The organism is Sphingomonas parva (ex Maeng et al. 2020), from assembly GCF_004564275.1.
GTDB lineage: Bacteria > Pseudomonadota > Alphaproteobacteria > Sphingomonadales > Sphingomonadaceae > Allosphingosinicella > Allosphingosinicella parva.
Map to the genome: position 1 here is coordinate 1 of NZ_SPDV01000062.1, position 13,855 is coordinate 13,855.

Here is a 13,855-nt window from a genome sequence, read left to right on the forward strand (position 1 = left end):
GTGGCGATCACGCAGCGATGCGGCCCGACCGCGCCGCGGCGCCTGCCCTCCGGTTCCGCGTCTCTTCCGGGTCGCAATGCTGGGCTGCGCTGGTGACGCGCGCCCGGGCCGTCTAGCTTGGCCGGGAAGGAGCCGCGATGCCGCCGATTCCCGCTCTCGCCGCGATGCTTGCCGCCCTACTCGCCGCCGTGTCCGCCGGGGCTGCGGCGGCGCCCCCGCGTCCGCTCGCGGAAGGCCGCTCGGTCGCCTGGTCGATGGAGGGCGGTGCGGTGACCTATCGCAGCGGGAGCCTGCTCATCCGCCTCACCGTCGAGCATGACGCCGGCGGGCCGCTGCCGGTGGTGCGGGTCGAGGCGCCGGGCCGCGTGCCGGCAGTGCTCCGCGGCGACAGCGCGATGCCCTATGCGGAGCGGCGGATCGGCGTCGCCCGGCTGACCCGGGGCAGCGCGCTCCCCGACGTGATCTACCAGGATCATAGCGGCGGGGCGCATTGCTGCACCCTGATCACGATCGTGCGGCCACGCGCCGGCGGCTTCGACCTCGTCGCGCTGGGCGACGGCTGGGACGGCGCGCCCCGCGAGGAGATGTCGCGCGATCTCGACGGCGACGGCATCGCCGACTGGGTGATGCGCGACGATGCATTCCTCTACCGCTTCTCCAGCTATGCGCAGAGCATCGCTCCGCCCGAGGTGCTGAACGTGGTCGGCACCCGCGTGGTGGACGTCAGTGCGCGGCCGGCCTTTGCCGGCCTCTTCCGGGAGACCCTGGCCAGGGCCGGGCCGCCGTGTCTCGACCGGCAGGGCGAGTGGTTCGCGCGGCGCGGCGCCTGCCCCGCCTATCTCGCCGCCGCGGCGCGGCTCGGCCGAATCGACGAAGCCTGGGCGAGACTGCGCGCCGCCTGGACCGAGCCGAAAGGAAGCGACTGGGGCTGCCGGATCGACGCCAGGCCGTGCCCGGCCGGCGAGAGGGTGCGCGACTATCCCGAAGCGGTGGCCGAATTCCTGATCTGGCGCGGCTATCTGCCGAAGAGATGGGGCCGATCGCGCTGAAGCGCCGAGGCCGGCTCGCTCACGAGGCGGTCTTCTCGAACGAAAAGGGCGAAGATCACGAGCGGCTCGGCCGCGCCGCGGCGCCTGCCCTCGGGTCCTGCGCCTCCTTCGGATCGAGATTCCGGCCTGCGCCGGAATGACGGTCCGGGGGAGCGGGCCGGAGCGGAAGGACGTGGCGATTAGGCAGCGATGCGGTCCGGCCGCGCCGCGGCGCCTGCCCTCGGGTCCTGCGCCTCCTTCGGATCGGGATTCCGGCCTGCGCCGGAATGACGGTCCTGTCGGCCGCGCCGCGGTGCCTGCCCTCGCGTCCTGCGCCTTCTTCGGATCGGGATTCCGGCCTGCGCCGGAATGACGGTCCCGGGGAGCGGGCCGAAGCGGAAGGACGTGGCGATGACGCAGCGATGCGGTCCAGCCGGCGCCTGCCGGACCGTCAGTCGCGGGCGGGAAGCGCGTCGAAGCCGCGGCGGACGAGCGCGCCCTGGGCGTCGAGGAACAGGCGGCCGCGCGTCACCTTCGCGAGCGCCTCGGCCGAATAGCCGGGGAAGGGGCCGGGCATCGGCTGATAGAGGCTGCCGACGCAGGGCAGGTCGACCGCGACGGGCCGGCCGGCGGCGTGGAGGTCGCCGCGCTCGACGGCGGCGACCTTGCCCTCGAGCGTGCAGGCGGCTTCGTCAAAGGCCTCGCGCGGCGCCGTCACCCTTGAGATGTCGACGACGATCACCGAGACGGCGGCGTCGCGGGCGCGCTCGTAGACATAAGGCGGGAGCTCGGCCGCGGCGGGCGCCGCCGGCGCCAGCGCCGCGGCGGCGAGCAGGAGGCCGTGAACGCCTCGGATTCTGCGGCTCAGCATCGGTCCACCACCGTCTCGCGGAGCGTCCTGTCCGCTCGATCGGCCCAAAGGATGCGGTGGCGGACGCCGAGCGCAATCAGCCCGCGCCTCTCCTCGCCGCTGCAGACGGCGGAGCGCGCCAGCCTCCAGAATATCTCGGTCGCGTCGGCGGGCATGTCCGGCCCGACGCGATAGTGCCACGTGAGCTCGAGGCCTTGTGCGGTGAGGCGCTCGAGCACGAGGAATCCGGTCGGTGCCGGCAGCTGCCGGTTGGCGCGCTGCGCCACCTGCCGATTGATGCAGATGAGCCTCCGCGTCCGGGCCGCCGAAGGGAGGGTGGCGAGCTGCGCATTCGAGGACTCGCCGCAGGCGGCCTCGATCGCGGCTCGGTCCGGATCCCGTACCGGGCCGGTGGCGACGTCGATCGCCGGCGGCTTGGCCGGAAAGGGCCGCGGGGAGAGCGGCGACCGCGGCGAGGATGAGATCGAGCATCCTGTTCCCCCTTTCAGGCGGCGCCGGCGCCGCGAAGCGCGGGGCCTCCCGCGCCCCTCAGCAGCCGCTGACCACCGCCTCGGTGATCGGCTTCCGGTTCCGATCAATCCAGACGTAGCGATAGGAGCCGCCGAGCGCCATGGTGGCGCGCATGTCGTCCGCCTTGCAGACGTTGGCGCGGACGCCGGTCTGCATCGCCTCGCTCGTGCCGGCCGGCAGATCGGCGACGAGCAGATCGACGGTGTAATGATAGGTGAGCCGGGTGCCCTCGGCGCTGACCCGCTCGAGCACGGTGACCTCGTCGACCTTCTGCGGCAGCTGGGTGTTGAAGCGCTTGGCCGCCTCGCGGGTGAAGCAGGAGAGCTTGGCCGCAATCGCCGCGCGCGGCATCTTCGCCGCTTCGTCGCTCGACACGTCGCCGCCGCAGGCACTGGCCACCGCGGCGGCGGCGGCCTCCTGTTCGGCCTGGGTCGGCTTGGCGATCTGGGCGGCGGCCGGCGCCGCGACGAGGGTGGCGGCGAGGCCGGCGACAAGAACGAGACGCATTGGTGATCCCCCAAAGAAAGCCGAGACATGGCACGACGCGCGGCGCCTGTCATCGGCCTTTCGGCGGGGGGCGGGGCGGCGGGACGGGCGGCAGCCCGCCTGGGCCCTGCCATCGGCAGCGCCATTGGCGGCGCGCGCCTTTCGTGAGACGCTACGCCGCGAGGAGGGCGGACGATGAGGCGACGGGCGCGGGCGCCGGCGGCGGTGATTGCGGCGCTGCTGCTCGCCGCGGCCGCGCCGATGCCGGGCACGGAGCGCATCGACGCGGCGCTCGCCGGCACCGCCGGGCTGCAGCCCGCGACGAACCCCGGCGACCGCCTCAGTCGGGCCGCTTTCCCCCTGCTGTTCGCGGCGCAGCGGTCGCACGGCTGCTACGTGACCGAGGCGTCGCTTCATCTCTGCCTGCGCAGCCACGGCGACCGGCCAGGGTGGATCGGCGCGATCAGCCTCGAACTGCTGATCCGCAGGCTCGACACGCTCGAGGCCGATCTCGCCACGCTCGACGCATTGGCCGGCGGCCTCGGCCTGCAGCCGGCTGCGCCCTGGCTGCGCGCCACCCTGCTCGCCGCCCGCGAGCGGGTTCGCGCCCGGCGCGCCGCGGACCCGCAGACCTGGCCGCAGATCAGGATCGTCGAGGAGAGCGCGGCGGGAGGGCTCCACGCGCGAATCGAGGGTGCGATGCGGATCCTTCCGGCCGGCGACCTGGCCTATGCGATCGTCCAGCTTACCGACCCGGCGGCGCCGCAGCTCGCCTGGCCGCGGCGGTCCGAGGTGGAAGCGCTGCTGCCCGTCGACCGGCGTTTCGCCTTCGACGACGAGGCCGTGCGTCATCTCGCCGAGCCGCACCTGGTCGATCTGCGCTGCGCTCCGGCAGGGGCGGGCCGCGTCCGCTGCCGCTACGTCAACACCATCGAGGGCTGGATCGGCGAGGGAGGGGCGCCGCGGCGGGCGTTCGCCGATCTGTTCGAGAAGAGCGAGGACGGCCACTGGCGTCTGCTCGCGCCGGACGCCGAGGCGCGGCGGCGCTGAGCCGCCGTGCGGGGCTGCGCGGCGGCGGCGGGCCCGTCACCCGCCGAGAACCCGCTTGTGCGGGTCAGCCGCGCCAGGGCTCGCAGGCCACGCCGTCGCTGTCGCCGTCCATCTCCTCGCGATAGCCGGGCTCGCCGCGGTAGAGCGGCGCGCTGCCGGCCTCCCGGGCGGCGTTGCAGCCGGGCCAGGAGTCGCCGGGCCGGGGCGGGCGGGCGCGTGTCTCGACCAGCGAAGCCGGGCCGGCGGCGAGGCGGGCGCGGCCGCCCTCGGTGGAGGCGAGGCCGGCGAGGAGGCCGCCGAGCGCGGCGGTGGCGAGGACCTGCATCGCCAGATTGCCGGCGCGGCGGCGGCGCTTCGCGCAATAATGCGGGCCGAGCCGGACGGGCGGCGCCCGGAAGTCCTTCCTGAAGCTCATCGGGGGAGGATGGCGGGCGCGGGTAAAGGCACCCTTGTCGGGCTGGGGGAGACGGCTCCGGATCGGAACGATCAGCGGCGCTTGCGCGGCGCCTCTGGCTTGACCCGGACGTGGACTCCGAATTCGCCGGTGCGGCGGACCTCGAAGGCGCCGGTCTTCTCGACCAGGTCGCGCAACTTGGCGTGGCCGAAGGTGCGCGGATCGAAATCGGGGAAGAGGGTGGCGAGGCGCTGGCCGACCGGCCCGAGCGCGACCCAGCCGTCCTCTCCCTCGAGCTGGGTGACCGCGTTGCGGATCATCGGCACCGCCATCGCGGCCGGCCGGGTGACCGACTGCGGGCGATCGTCGGCCGGATCGTCGGCGGCCGGCGCCTCGGGCAGCAGGTTCTCGGTGTAGATGAAGCGCTTGCAGGCCTGGCGGAAGCTCTCCGGAGTCTTCTGCTCGCCGAAGCCGTAGACGTCGACGCCCTGCTCGCGGATGCGCGCGGCGAGGCGGGTGAAATCGCTGTCCGACGAGACCAGGCAGAAGCCGTCGAAGCGGCCCGAGTGGAGGAGGTCCATCGCATCGATGACGAGCGCGATGTCCGACGCGTTCTTGCCCGAGGTGTAGGCGAAGCTCTGCTGGGCCTGGATGGCATATTGCTGGAGGAGGTCGGTCCAGGACTTGAGCCGGGTGGAGGAGAAATCGCCGTAGATGCGGCGCACCGAGGCCTCGCCGATCCGCGCGATCTCCTCGAACAGCCCGCGGGCGATGCGGGGCGAGGCGTTGTCGGCGTCGATCAGGACGGCGAGGCGGGGGGCGCGGGGTTCGGTGGCCATGGGAGGCGCTATGGCGGGTTCGGCGGGGCGGCGCCAGTGGGGGGTGGCGGCGAAGTATCCGGCGCGCGCCGCTGCGTCGGTATCGCGGAGGGCGGAATTTGGCTCCGCCATCGTTCTTTGCACACGAAGCCACGAAGGACACGAAGGGCGCGAAGGGTTTCAGCCCATCGGCTTCAGTGCGCGGCGGCGCAGGATGAGAGAGACTGCAGCGAGCGGCATCCGTTGCTCGTCGTCCCGGTGAAAGTGATGGGACCCCCCATCCCGCTGGCCGGGGGCCAGCGGAGCCCCATCATGATCTCCGGGCGATTAGCCTGAGCGCTGCTGGAGCGCGCCCATTGGGGCGGTGCCCTTAGCGACCTGAGATACTGGCCTACGCCGGTATGAGGAGGTGGGATACGCTGCGCGGTTTCTTGTCTCTTTCAACGGAAGACGTAGGTGCAGGCGTCCTTCGCGGGGACCGGAGCGGGGCTGCCGGAGCGGTCGCCGAGATAGACGCCCTCGAGCACCAGGCTGCCGGCCGGATCGAGGCTGGCCCTGCCTTCGAGATCGAGCGCGGGCGGGCGGTAGTTGCCACCGGTGACGGTGAAGGCGATCGCGCCGGTCGCCGGATCGAAGGTGTAGCCACCCCAGTAATCGTTATAGGTCTCGAACGGCGTGAAGGTGACCGAGAAGCGCCCTTCCGTGGTGAAGACGAGCTCGCGCACCGGCGCGTGGCGCTCGCAGCCGCGCGTCTCGACCTGGCCGCGCGTGCCGGCGAGCACGACCTGGTCCCGGCCGACGATGGTGACCTGCGCCCTCACCGGCTGCCCGCGGACCTTGTAGGCGATCGTCAGGACGGCGCCGGGAGCGGCGTCGGGCCTGATGGTGAGGGTGCGCCGGTCCTTGCTGAGCTTCGCCAGCTTCCTGTCGGACAGCGTCCAGTCCGACGTGCAGTCGAGCGGCACGTCGTAGCTGCCCATGTAGCCGCGATGCTGCTTCGGCGTGATCGCGAGCCGCGCGCCCTGCCGGGCGATGGTCGGGGCGATCTCGAGATACTGGGCGATGCCGGGCGCGGTGCCGCAGCGGAGCGGGTCCTCGGGCGTCGGCGGCGGCTTGGGCGCGGCGGCGAGGAGCAGGAGGAGGGCGAAGGGGGGCATCGGGCTCCGGAGGTGCGGAAGCGGTGGGGAGGAGGATGGCAGGGGAGTGGGGACGGTACAATGGGGATGGTGGCGGCAGCCGTGCTCGCCGCATATCTAGCGAACCGCACAATTCGTGCTAAGCTCGGGCCCTATGAGCCGTGCCGACGGGGAGGTCGGCTCAGAACCGTGGGGGAGTGGGATCATGGCCTTCGGCGTCTTCGTCCATCGGCACGACTCAATCTACGAGGACACGCCTGCCGAGCAGTACCAGTTCCCGCGGCAATACCTCTCGCGTGCGCAGCCCTTCGTCGGCGATTGGATCATCTATTACGAGCCGCGAAAGGTGCCGGCCACGCGCGGCTATTTCGCGGTGGCAAAGGTGGAGCGGATCATCCCGGATCCGTCTGCGCCGGGCATGTACCTCGCGCTGATTCAGCCCGGGAGCTATCTTGATTTTGCCAGTCCGGTGCACTTCACCGATGCCCAGGGCTCTGTCATCGAAAGCGGGCTGCTGAACGAAGCGGGTGCGATCTCAGGGCGGGCGCAAGCGGCGGTCCGTGGGCTGTCGGCGAGCGACTTCAACCGGATCATCGAAGCGGGGCTGGCCGAAGGGAACCCGTTGCTACCCCGCGTGGATGTGCCGGAAGCTGAGCAACTCGTTCGCGAAGCACACGCGCCCTTCGTGACCGAGGAAGCGCGCGAGCGCGTCGCGATGATCGTATCCCGGGTGGTCCGCGACCGCGTGTTTCGACGCGTTGTGCTTCGCGCATACGACGAGCGCTGCGCCGTGACTGGGCTGAAGTTGATCAACGGCGGCGGCCGTGCCGAGGTGGAGGCGGCCCACATTCAGCCGGTGGAGGCGAATGGTCCGGACATCGTCAGCAATGGGCTTGCACTCTCCGGAACCGCGCACTGGATGTTCGATCGCGGATTGATCGGACTAGATGAGGACATGCAGATATTAGTTTCGCGTCAAGCGAACGATCCGGACAGCATTCGCGGTGTTATCAATCCGAGCGGGCGCTTGCTTTTACCAGCGCGACCTGCCGACCGGCCGCATCCGCAGTTTATCGACTGGCATCGAAAGCATTGTTTTAAACAATAGCAAAGGCTTGGGGCGGCGTCTGCGTAGCGCAGGGGAGCGCCGCTAGAATAAAAATTTTGCCCGGCCGTTCAAGGGCAGCGGAGGAGGACCTGATCCTTGCCGACGGCGATCAACTCGAGCAGCATATTATGTGCAGGCGTGCCCGCCCAAAGCGGCGCCCGTCTGATGAGGTTCGCGGTGCTGGCGTGGCGGGTCGTGGTGGGAACCGCCCGCCGCGTCGCGCTCGCAACGCCGCGGCCTGGCGGCGGCCCTGCTGGCGCGCATTGGGCGGCGTCCGCTGCGCTTATCGCGCGAGCGGACACCATTCGCGATCCGCTCGCTGCGGCTACGTTCCCGCAGCGCTCTCGACTACGGTCTGATCTCCAAGTGCCACCCAGCGATTGATTTCGCCTGGAGAGTCAGTTCTGGGGACTGCTAGTGCCCGACCCACTCGAAACCGGCTGCGTCGCCGGTGATGCGGTCGCAACAGGCGCCGCCGTAGGAGCCGCCGCCTGCACCACATACGGCGCTGGCGCGGCGGGCGCGGCGAACACCACGGGCAGGTCCTCGTCCAGCTGGACAGTAATCCCGGTGCGCGCCGGGATCCGGGCCGAGGTGCCGGTCACGAAGAACCCGGCGACCGGCAGGAAGGCGACCGCGGCGACGACGCCGGCGGTGCCGGCCTTGCCCTTGTCGCGGGTGGTGGCCGGGCTCGAGACGCGCAGCTGGCGCTCGCCCAAGCGGATGTAGAGCGGGCGGAACTCGAGCTTGCCGGACTTGCCCCACATGCCCTTACCCTTGCGTCGGGTGATCTCGCCGGTGCCGCGGGTGCCGGCCGGTATGACGATCTGGCCGTTCAGGCTCACCGGCTCGGCGACCTCAAGATCGACGCGATCGCCGACGCGGCTGCGCTTCGAGTTGAGCTCGACCAGCGTCTCCATCCGCACCTCCGTGCCCTGGCGGAGTACGGCCTGCTGCGCCGCCTCCGGGATGACGACAATTGGCGCCTGCTGGGCGAGCGCGGGCGACGCGGATGCGACCAGAACGGCCGACAGAATTCTGCCTTTCATGTAATCCCCCCTGTGCGCGCCCGACTCGATTGTCCCTGTTTCGGGCGTACCGGGAGAGGCTGCCTTGTGCCGGGCACCTGCGCAAGAGGGCAGACTCTTGGGTTTGCGCAGTGGCGCGCGCGGTCCTGCGCGGCGTGCCGGGGACAGGCTGGGTTCGTTCTCCGCCGCGTGCGGCGTTTCACCGCCGCGGGACCGCCCTCGCCGTCGTTTCCGCCTGTGCCGATTGAATTGAGTTCTGTCTACTTGATCTGCTGGGCAAGCGCCCTCTGACGCGGCTGGCGCTGCCAGATCGGGCCTAAGGTGCGGCCTGGCCACCGTCCTGATCGGCTCAGCGGCCCACCCGCGTTTTCTGCACCCCGTGACGCCCGTCACGCGCATCGGCGGTGCGCCTCTGCCAACTCCTGCGCAGGAGAGCTGGCCCGCGACGGCGCTTGCGTCCATCGGCTTGCTCTCCGGTGCTTGATGTGCGCGAGATCGGCTTTGCACCTCCCGTCAGGAGCCCGTCATGGCGAGAAAGAAGCGCCCCACCCGTCCTGAGGACGTTGCGTCGAGCGGCGAAATCCAGGGTGATGCGCTCGCCGCCGCATCGGACTTCTGGACCGAGGAGGAAATGAAAAAGGCGAGGCCGATCTCTCTCGATCGTAACGACAGAGAGAAAGGCAACAAAAATGGCAAGCCGGAATGACCGCAATGAGGTCCAGTCCCATTCGCTGGTGACCGAGGACGCGCGTACCGCGATGGCGGAGGCGGCGGATTATTGGACCGAGCAGCGAATGGCCGAGGCCCAGCCGGTCCCCGTCGAAATTAGCGACGACGCACGCCGCCAGATGGAGGAGGAATCCCCCGAGCCGGAGGGAGAACGGGCCGACCAGCCGTCGGCCGCTCCGGAGGACGGCGGCGCGTTTGCCGGGTTCGGCGACGACGAGGTCGATCTCGCCTCCTACACCACGACCAAGGTCCCGAACCGCCGCATCCTGCCCTATTGCACGGTCGGCAAGCTGTTCATGCGCTTCGGCAATTCGAACTATGTCGGCAGCGCTTGGTCGATCGCGCGGCGCGCGGTGTTCACGGCCGGCCATTGCATCTTCGATCGTGATACCGGCGGCTGGGCGAGGACCGTGCTGTTTGTCCCGCAATATCACCAGGGCGCCGAACCGGTCGGGCGCTGGGCGGCGACGCGCATGCATTCGCTGATCGGTTGGACCCGCGATCGCGACTTCCGCTACGACATGGGCGTCTTCGAGGTCGACCGGGCGATCGGCCCGACCACCGGCACGCTCGGCTGGATGGCCAATTATCCGCCGAACCAGGGACCTTATACATCGATCGGATACCCGGCCGCACCGCCGTTCAACGGGCAGGAGATGTGGCAGTCGGTCGGCGCCTATATCAACGGCAGCAACCCGATCCAGATGCACAACAATATGACCGGGGGCTGCAGCGGTGGGCCCTGGGCGGTGGTGAAGGGCGGCCAGGTCTACGCCAACGGCCTCAACAGCTTCCGCTACAACAGCAACCCCAATACGATGTACTCACCCTATTTCGGTCAGGGGCTGATCAACCTCTACAATCTCGTCAAGAACCTGACGTGAGAGACCGGACGACGGCGAGGGGCGTGACACGTCCGTCGCCGTCCCGATCGCGTATCGGTCTTGGGGACTCCTATGAACCCGGCGTCTCGCGACGCCGAGACGGGAGCTCCGCCCGCCACCTTGTCCCCCGCCCGCCGCGCCGCTATCCTCCCCCCCAAGGTACGGCCCGTGCCTCCTCCCACCGTCGGGGAAGCATCAGACATGCGGGGCGCCTCGTTCTTCGGACCATCCCGTTCGGGCATGCGCACAAGGTGGGACTGCGGACACACGCCCGACTGAGGAGGTTCCCATGCGGCTGTCTGCTCCAATCTTTCGTCTCAAGCGCCAGGCGCGGCTGCTCGCGCGCGCCGACGGCGTTCCTCTCCACGTCGCGCTCGACCGGGTCGCCCGCGGGGAGGGCTTCCGGGCGTGGAGCCATCTTGCGGCGTCGGCGTCGGCGGCCGCCGCGGCGGCGGGCGATGGCGGCCGCGCCCTGCTCGCCGCGCTCGCGCCGGGCGACCTGGTGCTGCTCGGCGGGCGGCCGGGGCATGGCAAGACTTTGATGGGGCTGGAGCTCGCCGCCGCGGCGGGGCGGGCGGGGCGGCCGGCCTTCTTCTTCACCCTCGAGGACGACGAGGCCTTGGTGCGCGCGCGGCTGCGCGCGCTCGGCGCCGAGCCGGACGGGAGCCCGGTGATCGTCGACACGTCCGACGCGATCTCGGCCGAGCACGTCATCGCGCGGCTCGGCGGCGCAGGCGCGGGCTCGGGGGGCGGCGCGGTGGCGGTGATCGACTATCTGCAATTGCTCGACCAGCGGCGCTCCAACCCGCCGCTCGCCGAGCAGGTGCGGGCGCTGCGCGCCTTCGCCGGCGCCACGGGGGCGATCGTCGTCGCGCTTTCGCAGATCGATCGGACGTTCGCGACGAGCGGGCGGCGGTTTCCGGAGCTGGGCGATGTGCGGCTGCCCAATCCGGTGGATCTCGGGCTGTTCACCCGGGCGTGCTTCCTGCACGACGGCGAGGCGCGGTTCGCGGGGGTGTGAAGCGGGGCGCGGGAGCGTCCGTATGGCGAGGCGAGCCTCACCTGCGCATTCCCCGTACCGGGGAGGAATTGGCGTAGGCGGCGGTGAAGCCCCTCCACCACGCCGCTCCACGGCGGCGGTCATGCGCAGGCACGCCGTGCCCCCGGCACGGCTGAGGCTCGCGGGGCGAGCCTCACCGGCGCATCCCCCAGCAAGCTGGGGAGGAATGGGAGGCGTGGAACCCCCAGCTTCTTCTTCCGTTCGGCCCCCGCGACCCCTGTGCCCGGTCGAAGGAACGCAAGGCTCCCCCCGAGCCTTGCCGCTCCTTCGATCCCTTCCGCCGGGCGGGTCGCTTCCGCGTTCCGTTTCAATGCCTTGCTCTAGTCTCACCAGCCCGAAGGATCCCCCTTGAACCGTCTGCCGGACCGCCTCGAGAGCGGTTCTCCTTATCCGCTGGGCGCCACGTTCGACGGCCTCGGCGTCAATTTCGCCGTCTTTTCCGCCCATGCCGACCGGATCGAGCTCTGCCTGTTCGATCCGTCGGGGAAGCGCGAGCTGGCGCGCCTGGCGCTGCCCGAGGTCACCGACGAGGTGTTCCACGGCTACCTGCCCGAGGCGCGGCCGGGGCTGCTCTACGGCTTCCGCGCGCACGGGCCCTATGCGCCCGAGCAGGGGCACCGCTTCAACCCGCACAAATTGCTGCTCGATCCTGATGCCAAAAGGCTGCACGGCCAGGTGAAGTGGACCGACGCGCTGCACGGCTATCGCGTCCGCTCGCCGCGCGCCGATCTGTCGTTCGACACGCGCGACAGCGCCGCGGCGATGCCGAAGGGGGTGGTCACCGCCGACGCCTTCGACTGGACCGGCGACGTCCGGCCGAACACGCCGTGGAGCGAGACGGTGATCTACGAGGCGCACGTCCGCGGCCTGACCCGTCTTTTAGAAGACGTGCCGCCCGAGGAGCGCGGCACCTTCGCCGCGCTCGCCCATCCGCGGGTGATCGAGCATTTGCAGCGGATCGGCGTCACCGCGCTCGAGCTGATGCCGATCCACGCTTTCGTCAAGGACCGCTTCCTGGTCGAGAAGGGGCTGACCAATTACTGGGGCTACAACAGCCTCGCCTTCTTCGCGCCCGAGCCGCTCTACGCCGCGCCGGGCCGCGAGACGCACGACGATCTGCGCATCGCCATCCGGCGGCTGCACGCCGCGGGGATCGAGGTGATCCTCGACGTGGTCTACAACCACACCGCCGAAGGCTCCGAGCTCGGCCAGACGATGAGCCTGCGGGGCCTCGACAACGCGACCTATTACCGGCTGCAGCGCGACAATCCGCGCTACTGCGTCAACGACACCGGGACGGGGAACACGCTCAACTTCGGCTCGGCGCGGGTGGTGCAGATGGTCGCGGATTCGCTGCGCTACTGGGCGGAGAGCTTCCGGGTCGACGGCTTCCGCTTCGACCTCGGGTCGATCCTGGGGCGCGACGGGCCCGACGGCGGCTTCGATCCCGGCGCCTCGATGTTCGACGTGATGCGCCAGGACCCTTTGCTCGGGCGCTTGAAGCTGATCTTCGAGCCGTGGGACATCGGCCCGGGCGGCTACCAGCTCGGCAACCACCCGCCCGGCTTCGCCGAATGGAACGACAAGTACCGCGACGCGACCCGCCGCTTCTGGAAGGGCGACGCCGGGATGCGGCCCGAGTTCGCGGCGCGGATCGCCGGATCGGGCGACCTGTTCGACCGGCGGGCGCGGCGGCCCTGGGCGAGCGTCAATTTCGTCGCCAGCCACGACGGCTACACCCTCCACGACCTCACCGCCTACGAGCAGCGCCACAACGAGGCGAATGGCGAGGACAATCGCGACGGCCATTCGGACAACCAGAGCTGCAACTGGGGCGCCGAAGGCGAGACCGAGGACGCGGGCGTCAACGACGTGCGCGGGCGGGTGCGGCGCTCGATGCTGGTCACTTTGTTCGCCTCCTTGGGCACGCCGATGCTGCTCGCCGGCGACGAGTTCGGCCGGACGCAGGGCGGCAACAACAATGCCTATGCCCAGGACAATGCGATCTCCTGGATCGACTGGGCGCGGGCGCGGAGCGACGAGGGCGAGGCGCTGACCGACTTCGTCGCGCGGCTGACGAAGCTTCGGCGGGACACTCCTTTGATCCGCTCGGAGCGTTTCCTCTACGGCCAGGAAGAGGTGGCCGAAGGGCTCGGCGACATCGAATGGTATGACGAGGCGGGCAACCGCCTGTCGAACGGCGACTGGGAAAATCCGGAAGGCCGCGCGCTGGTGATGCGGCGGGCGCGGCGGACCGCGGACGGGGGGATCGAGACGGTCGACCTTTTGGTCAACGGCAGCCACGTGCCCCTGACCTTCCGACTGGCCGGGCCGGCGCTGGCGCGGCGGCTGGTCGTCGACAGCGCCGATCCGGAGGGGGCGGAGCGCGCGGTGGGCGAGGAGATCGAGGTCGCGGACCGGGCGGCGGTGGTGATCGTCGGGCGGGGGGAGGCGTGATGGGGTTGTCACCAATCCTCCCAGCGCGCGAAGCGCGTGGGGAGGGGGACCGCACGCAGTGCGGTGGAGGGGCCGAGCGTCTGCAATTCTGCTCGGCCCCTCCACCATGCTTCGCATGGTCCCCCTCCCCATCCGCTGCGCGGACAGGGAGGAACGAGGGGGACCGTCGCCGAAGGCGGTGGTGGAGGGGGGCCTCCATCCACACCGGCCCAGGGGCGGGTCCACGCCAGCGTCCGAGTTATAGCCGAAGCGACCTGCAATGGGCCCCCTCCACCATGCTTCGCATGGTCCCCCTC

General features: G+C 70.6%; 14 protein-coding genes. 7 read left to right on the top strand and 7 right to left on the bottom strand.

The genetic code is table 11. The features are described 5' to 3' along the window. The first annotated feature begins 137 nt into the window (after positions 1-137). On the top strand, positions 138-1,049 hold the full coding sequence (locus tag E2493_RS19160) for a hypothetical protein (protein WP_135090104.1): 912 nt from the start codon (positions 138-140) through the stop codon (positions 1,047-1,049). A 430-nt stretch (positions 1,050-1,479) separates the two neighbouring features. On the opposite strand, the gene E2493_RS19165 is transcribed toward E2493_RS19160, so the two are convergent. The 3 genes from E2493_RS19165 to E2493_RS19175 all read right to left on the bottom strand — a co-directional run bounded on the left by E2493_RS19165 (position 1,480) and on the right by E2493_RS19175 (position 2,916). Further along, complete coding sequence (locus tag E2493_RS19165; protein WP_135090106.1) at positions 1,480-1,899, bottom strand: hypothetical protein; 420 nt, start codon at positions 1,897-1,899, stop codon at positions 1,480-1,482. Beyond that, positions 1,893-2,165, bottom strand: coding sequence for a hypothetical protein (locus E2493_RS19170; protein ID WP_135090108.1), 273 nt, complete (start codon positions 2,163-2,165; stop codon positions 1,893-1,895). Before E2493_RS19170 ends, E2493_RS19165 begins: the two co-directional genes overlap by 7 nt. Positions 2,166-2,427: 262 nt before the next feature. Beyond that, positions 2,428-2,916, bottom strand: coding sequence for a hypothetical protein (locus tag E2493_RS19175; RefSeq protein ID WP_135090110.1), 489 nt, complete (start codon positions 2,914-2,916; stop codon positions 2,428-2,430). Positions 2,917-3,090: 174 nt separating this feature from the next. Here E2493_RS19175 and E2493_RS19180 point away from each other — a divergent pair, with 174 nt between their 5' ends. Then, positions 3,091-3,945: a hypothetical protein gene (locus E2493_RS19180; RefSeq protein WP_135090112.1), complete on the top strand. Its 855-nt coding sequence runs from the start codon at positions 3,091-3,093 to the stop codon at positions 3,943-3,945. Positions 3,946-4,009: 64 nt separating this feature from the next. Here E2493_RS19180 and E2493_RS21400 read toward each other — a convergent pair whose 3' ends face one another. The 3 genes from E2493_RS21400 to E2493_RS19195 form a co-directional block, all read right to left on the bottom strand. Further along, positions 4,010-4,360 (bottom strand): excalibur calcium-binding domain-containing protein, encoded by a 351-nt coding sequence (locus E2493_RS21400; protein ID WP_225421597.1) that lies wholly within the window; start codon positions 4,358-4,360, stop codon positions 4,010-4,012. A gap of 71 nt (positions 4,361-4,431) precedes the next feature. Beyond that, on the bottom strand, positions 4,432-5,178 hold the full coding sequence (locus tag E2493_RS19190; protein ID WP_135090114.1) for an NYN domain-containing protein: 747 nt from the start codon (positions 5,176-5,178) through the stop codon (positions 4,432-4,434). Positions 5,179-5,597: 419 nt separating this feature from the next. Continuing rightward, positions 5,598-6,314 (bottom strand): hypothetical protein, encoded by a 717-nt coding sequence (locus E2493_RS19195; RefSeq protein WP_135090116.1) that lies wholly within the window; start codon positions 6,312-6,314, stop codon positions 5,598-5,600. A 184-nt stretch (positions 6,315-6,498) separates the two neighbouring features. Between E2493_RS19195 and E2493_RS19200 the strand changes: the two genes are divergently transcribed. Continuing rightward, complete coding sequence (locus E2493_RS19200) at positions 6,499-7,401, top strand: HNH endonuclease (RefSeq protein WP_135090118.1); 903 nt, start codon at positions 6,499-6,501, stop codon at positions 7,399-7,401. A gap of 398 nt (positions 7,402-7,799) precedes the next feature. Here E2493_RS19200 and E2493_RS19205 read toward each other — a convergent pair whose 3' ends face one another. Further along, complete coding sequence (locus E2493_RS19205; protein WP_135090120.1) at positions 7,800-8,450, bottom strand: hypothetical protein; 651 nt, start codon at positions 8,448-8,450, stop codon at positions 7,800-7,802. Between the two features lie 505 nt (positions 8,451-8,955). On the opposite strand from E2493_RS19205, the gene E2493_RS19210 reads away from it, so the two are divergent. From E2493_RS19210 to glgX, 4 genes are all read left to right on the top strand, one after another. Continuing rightward, positions 8,956-9,135 carry a hypothetical protein gene (locus tag E2493_RS19210; RefSeq protein WP_135090122.1) on the top strand — a complete coding sequence of 60 codons (180 nt, stop codon included), beginning with the start codon at positions 8,956-8,958 and terminating at the stop codon, positions 9,133-9,135. Continuing rightward, complete coding sequence (locus E2493_RS19215) at positions 9,119-10,042, top strand: trypsin-like serine peptidase (RefSeq protein ID WP_135090124.1); 924 nt, start codon at positions 9,119-9,121, stop codon at positions 10,040-10,042. The genes E2493_RS19210 and E2493_RS19215 overlap by 17 nt, the downstream gene beginning before the upstream one ends. A 289-nt stretch (positions 10,043-10,331) precedes the next feature. Next, positions 10,332-11,063, top strand: a complete 732-nt coding sequence (locus tag E2493_RS19220; protein ID WP_135090126.1) for a DNA helicase — start codon at positions 10,332-10,334, stop codon at positions 11,061-11,063. A 387-nt stretch (positions 11,064-11,450) separates the two neighbouring features. Beyond that, the gene (gene glgX, locus E2493_RS19225; RefSeq protein ID WP_135090128.1) at positions 11,451-13,559 is read left to right on the top strand and encodes a glycogen debranching protein GlgX; all 2,109 of its coding nucleotides are present in this window, start codon (positions 11,451-11,453) and stop codon (positions 13,557-13,559) included. Positions 13,560-13,855: the final 296 nt, after the last annotated feature.

Coding starts and splice junctions, on each gene's coding strand:
- E2493_RS19215 (WP_135090124.1), top strand. CDS start 9,119: ATGGCAAGCCGGAATGACCGCAATGAGGTCCAGTCCCATTCGCTGGTG.
- E2493_RS19200 (WP_135090118.1), top strand. CDS start 6,499: ATGGCCTTCGGCGTCTTCGTCCATCGGCACGACTCAATCTACGAGGAC.
- E2493_RS19180 (WP_135090112.1), top strand. CDS start 3,091: ATGAGGCGACGGGCGCGGGCGCCGGCGGCGGTGATTGCGGCGCTGCTG.
- E2493_RS19160 (WP_135090104.1), top strand. CDS start 138: ATGCCGCCGATTCCCGCTCTCGCCGCGATGCTTGCCGCCCTACTCGCC.
- E2493_RS19175 (WP_135090110.1), bottom strand. CDS start 2,916: ATGCGTCTCGTTCTTGTCGCCGGCCTCGCCGCCACCCTCGTCGCGGCG.
- E2493_RS19190 (WP_135090114.1), bottom strand. CDS start 5,178: ATGGCCACCGAACCCCGCGCCCCCCGCCTCGCCGTCCTGATCGACGCC.
- E2493_RS19165 (WP_135090106.1), bottom strand. CDS start 1,899: ATGCTGAGCCGCAGAATCCGAGGCGTTCACGGCCTCCTGCTCGCCGCC.
- E2493_RS19205 (WP_135090120.1), bottom strand. CDS start 8,450: ATGAAAGGCAGAATTCTGTCGGCCGTTCTGGTCGCATCCGCGTCGCCC.
- E2493_RS19210 (WP_135090122.1), top strand. CDS start 8,956: ATGGCGAGAAAGAAGCGCCCCACCCGTCCTGAGGACGTTGCGTCGAGC.
- E2493_RS19195 (WP_135090116.1), bottom strand. CDS start 6,314: ATGCCCCCCTTCGCCCTCCTCCTGCTCCTCGCCGCCGCGCCCAAGCCG.
- E2493_RS21400 (WP_225421597.1), bottom strand. CDS start 4,360: ATGAGCTTCAGGAAGGACTTCCGGGCGCCGCCCGTCCGGCTCGGCCCG.
- E2493_RS19220 (WP_135090126.1), top strand. CDS start 10,332: ATGCGGCTGTCTGCTCCAATCTTTCGTCTCAAGCGCCAGGCGCGGCTG.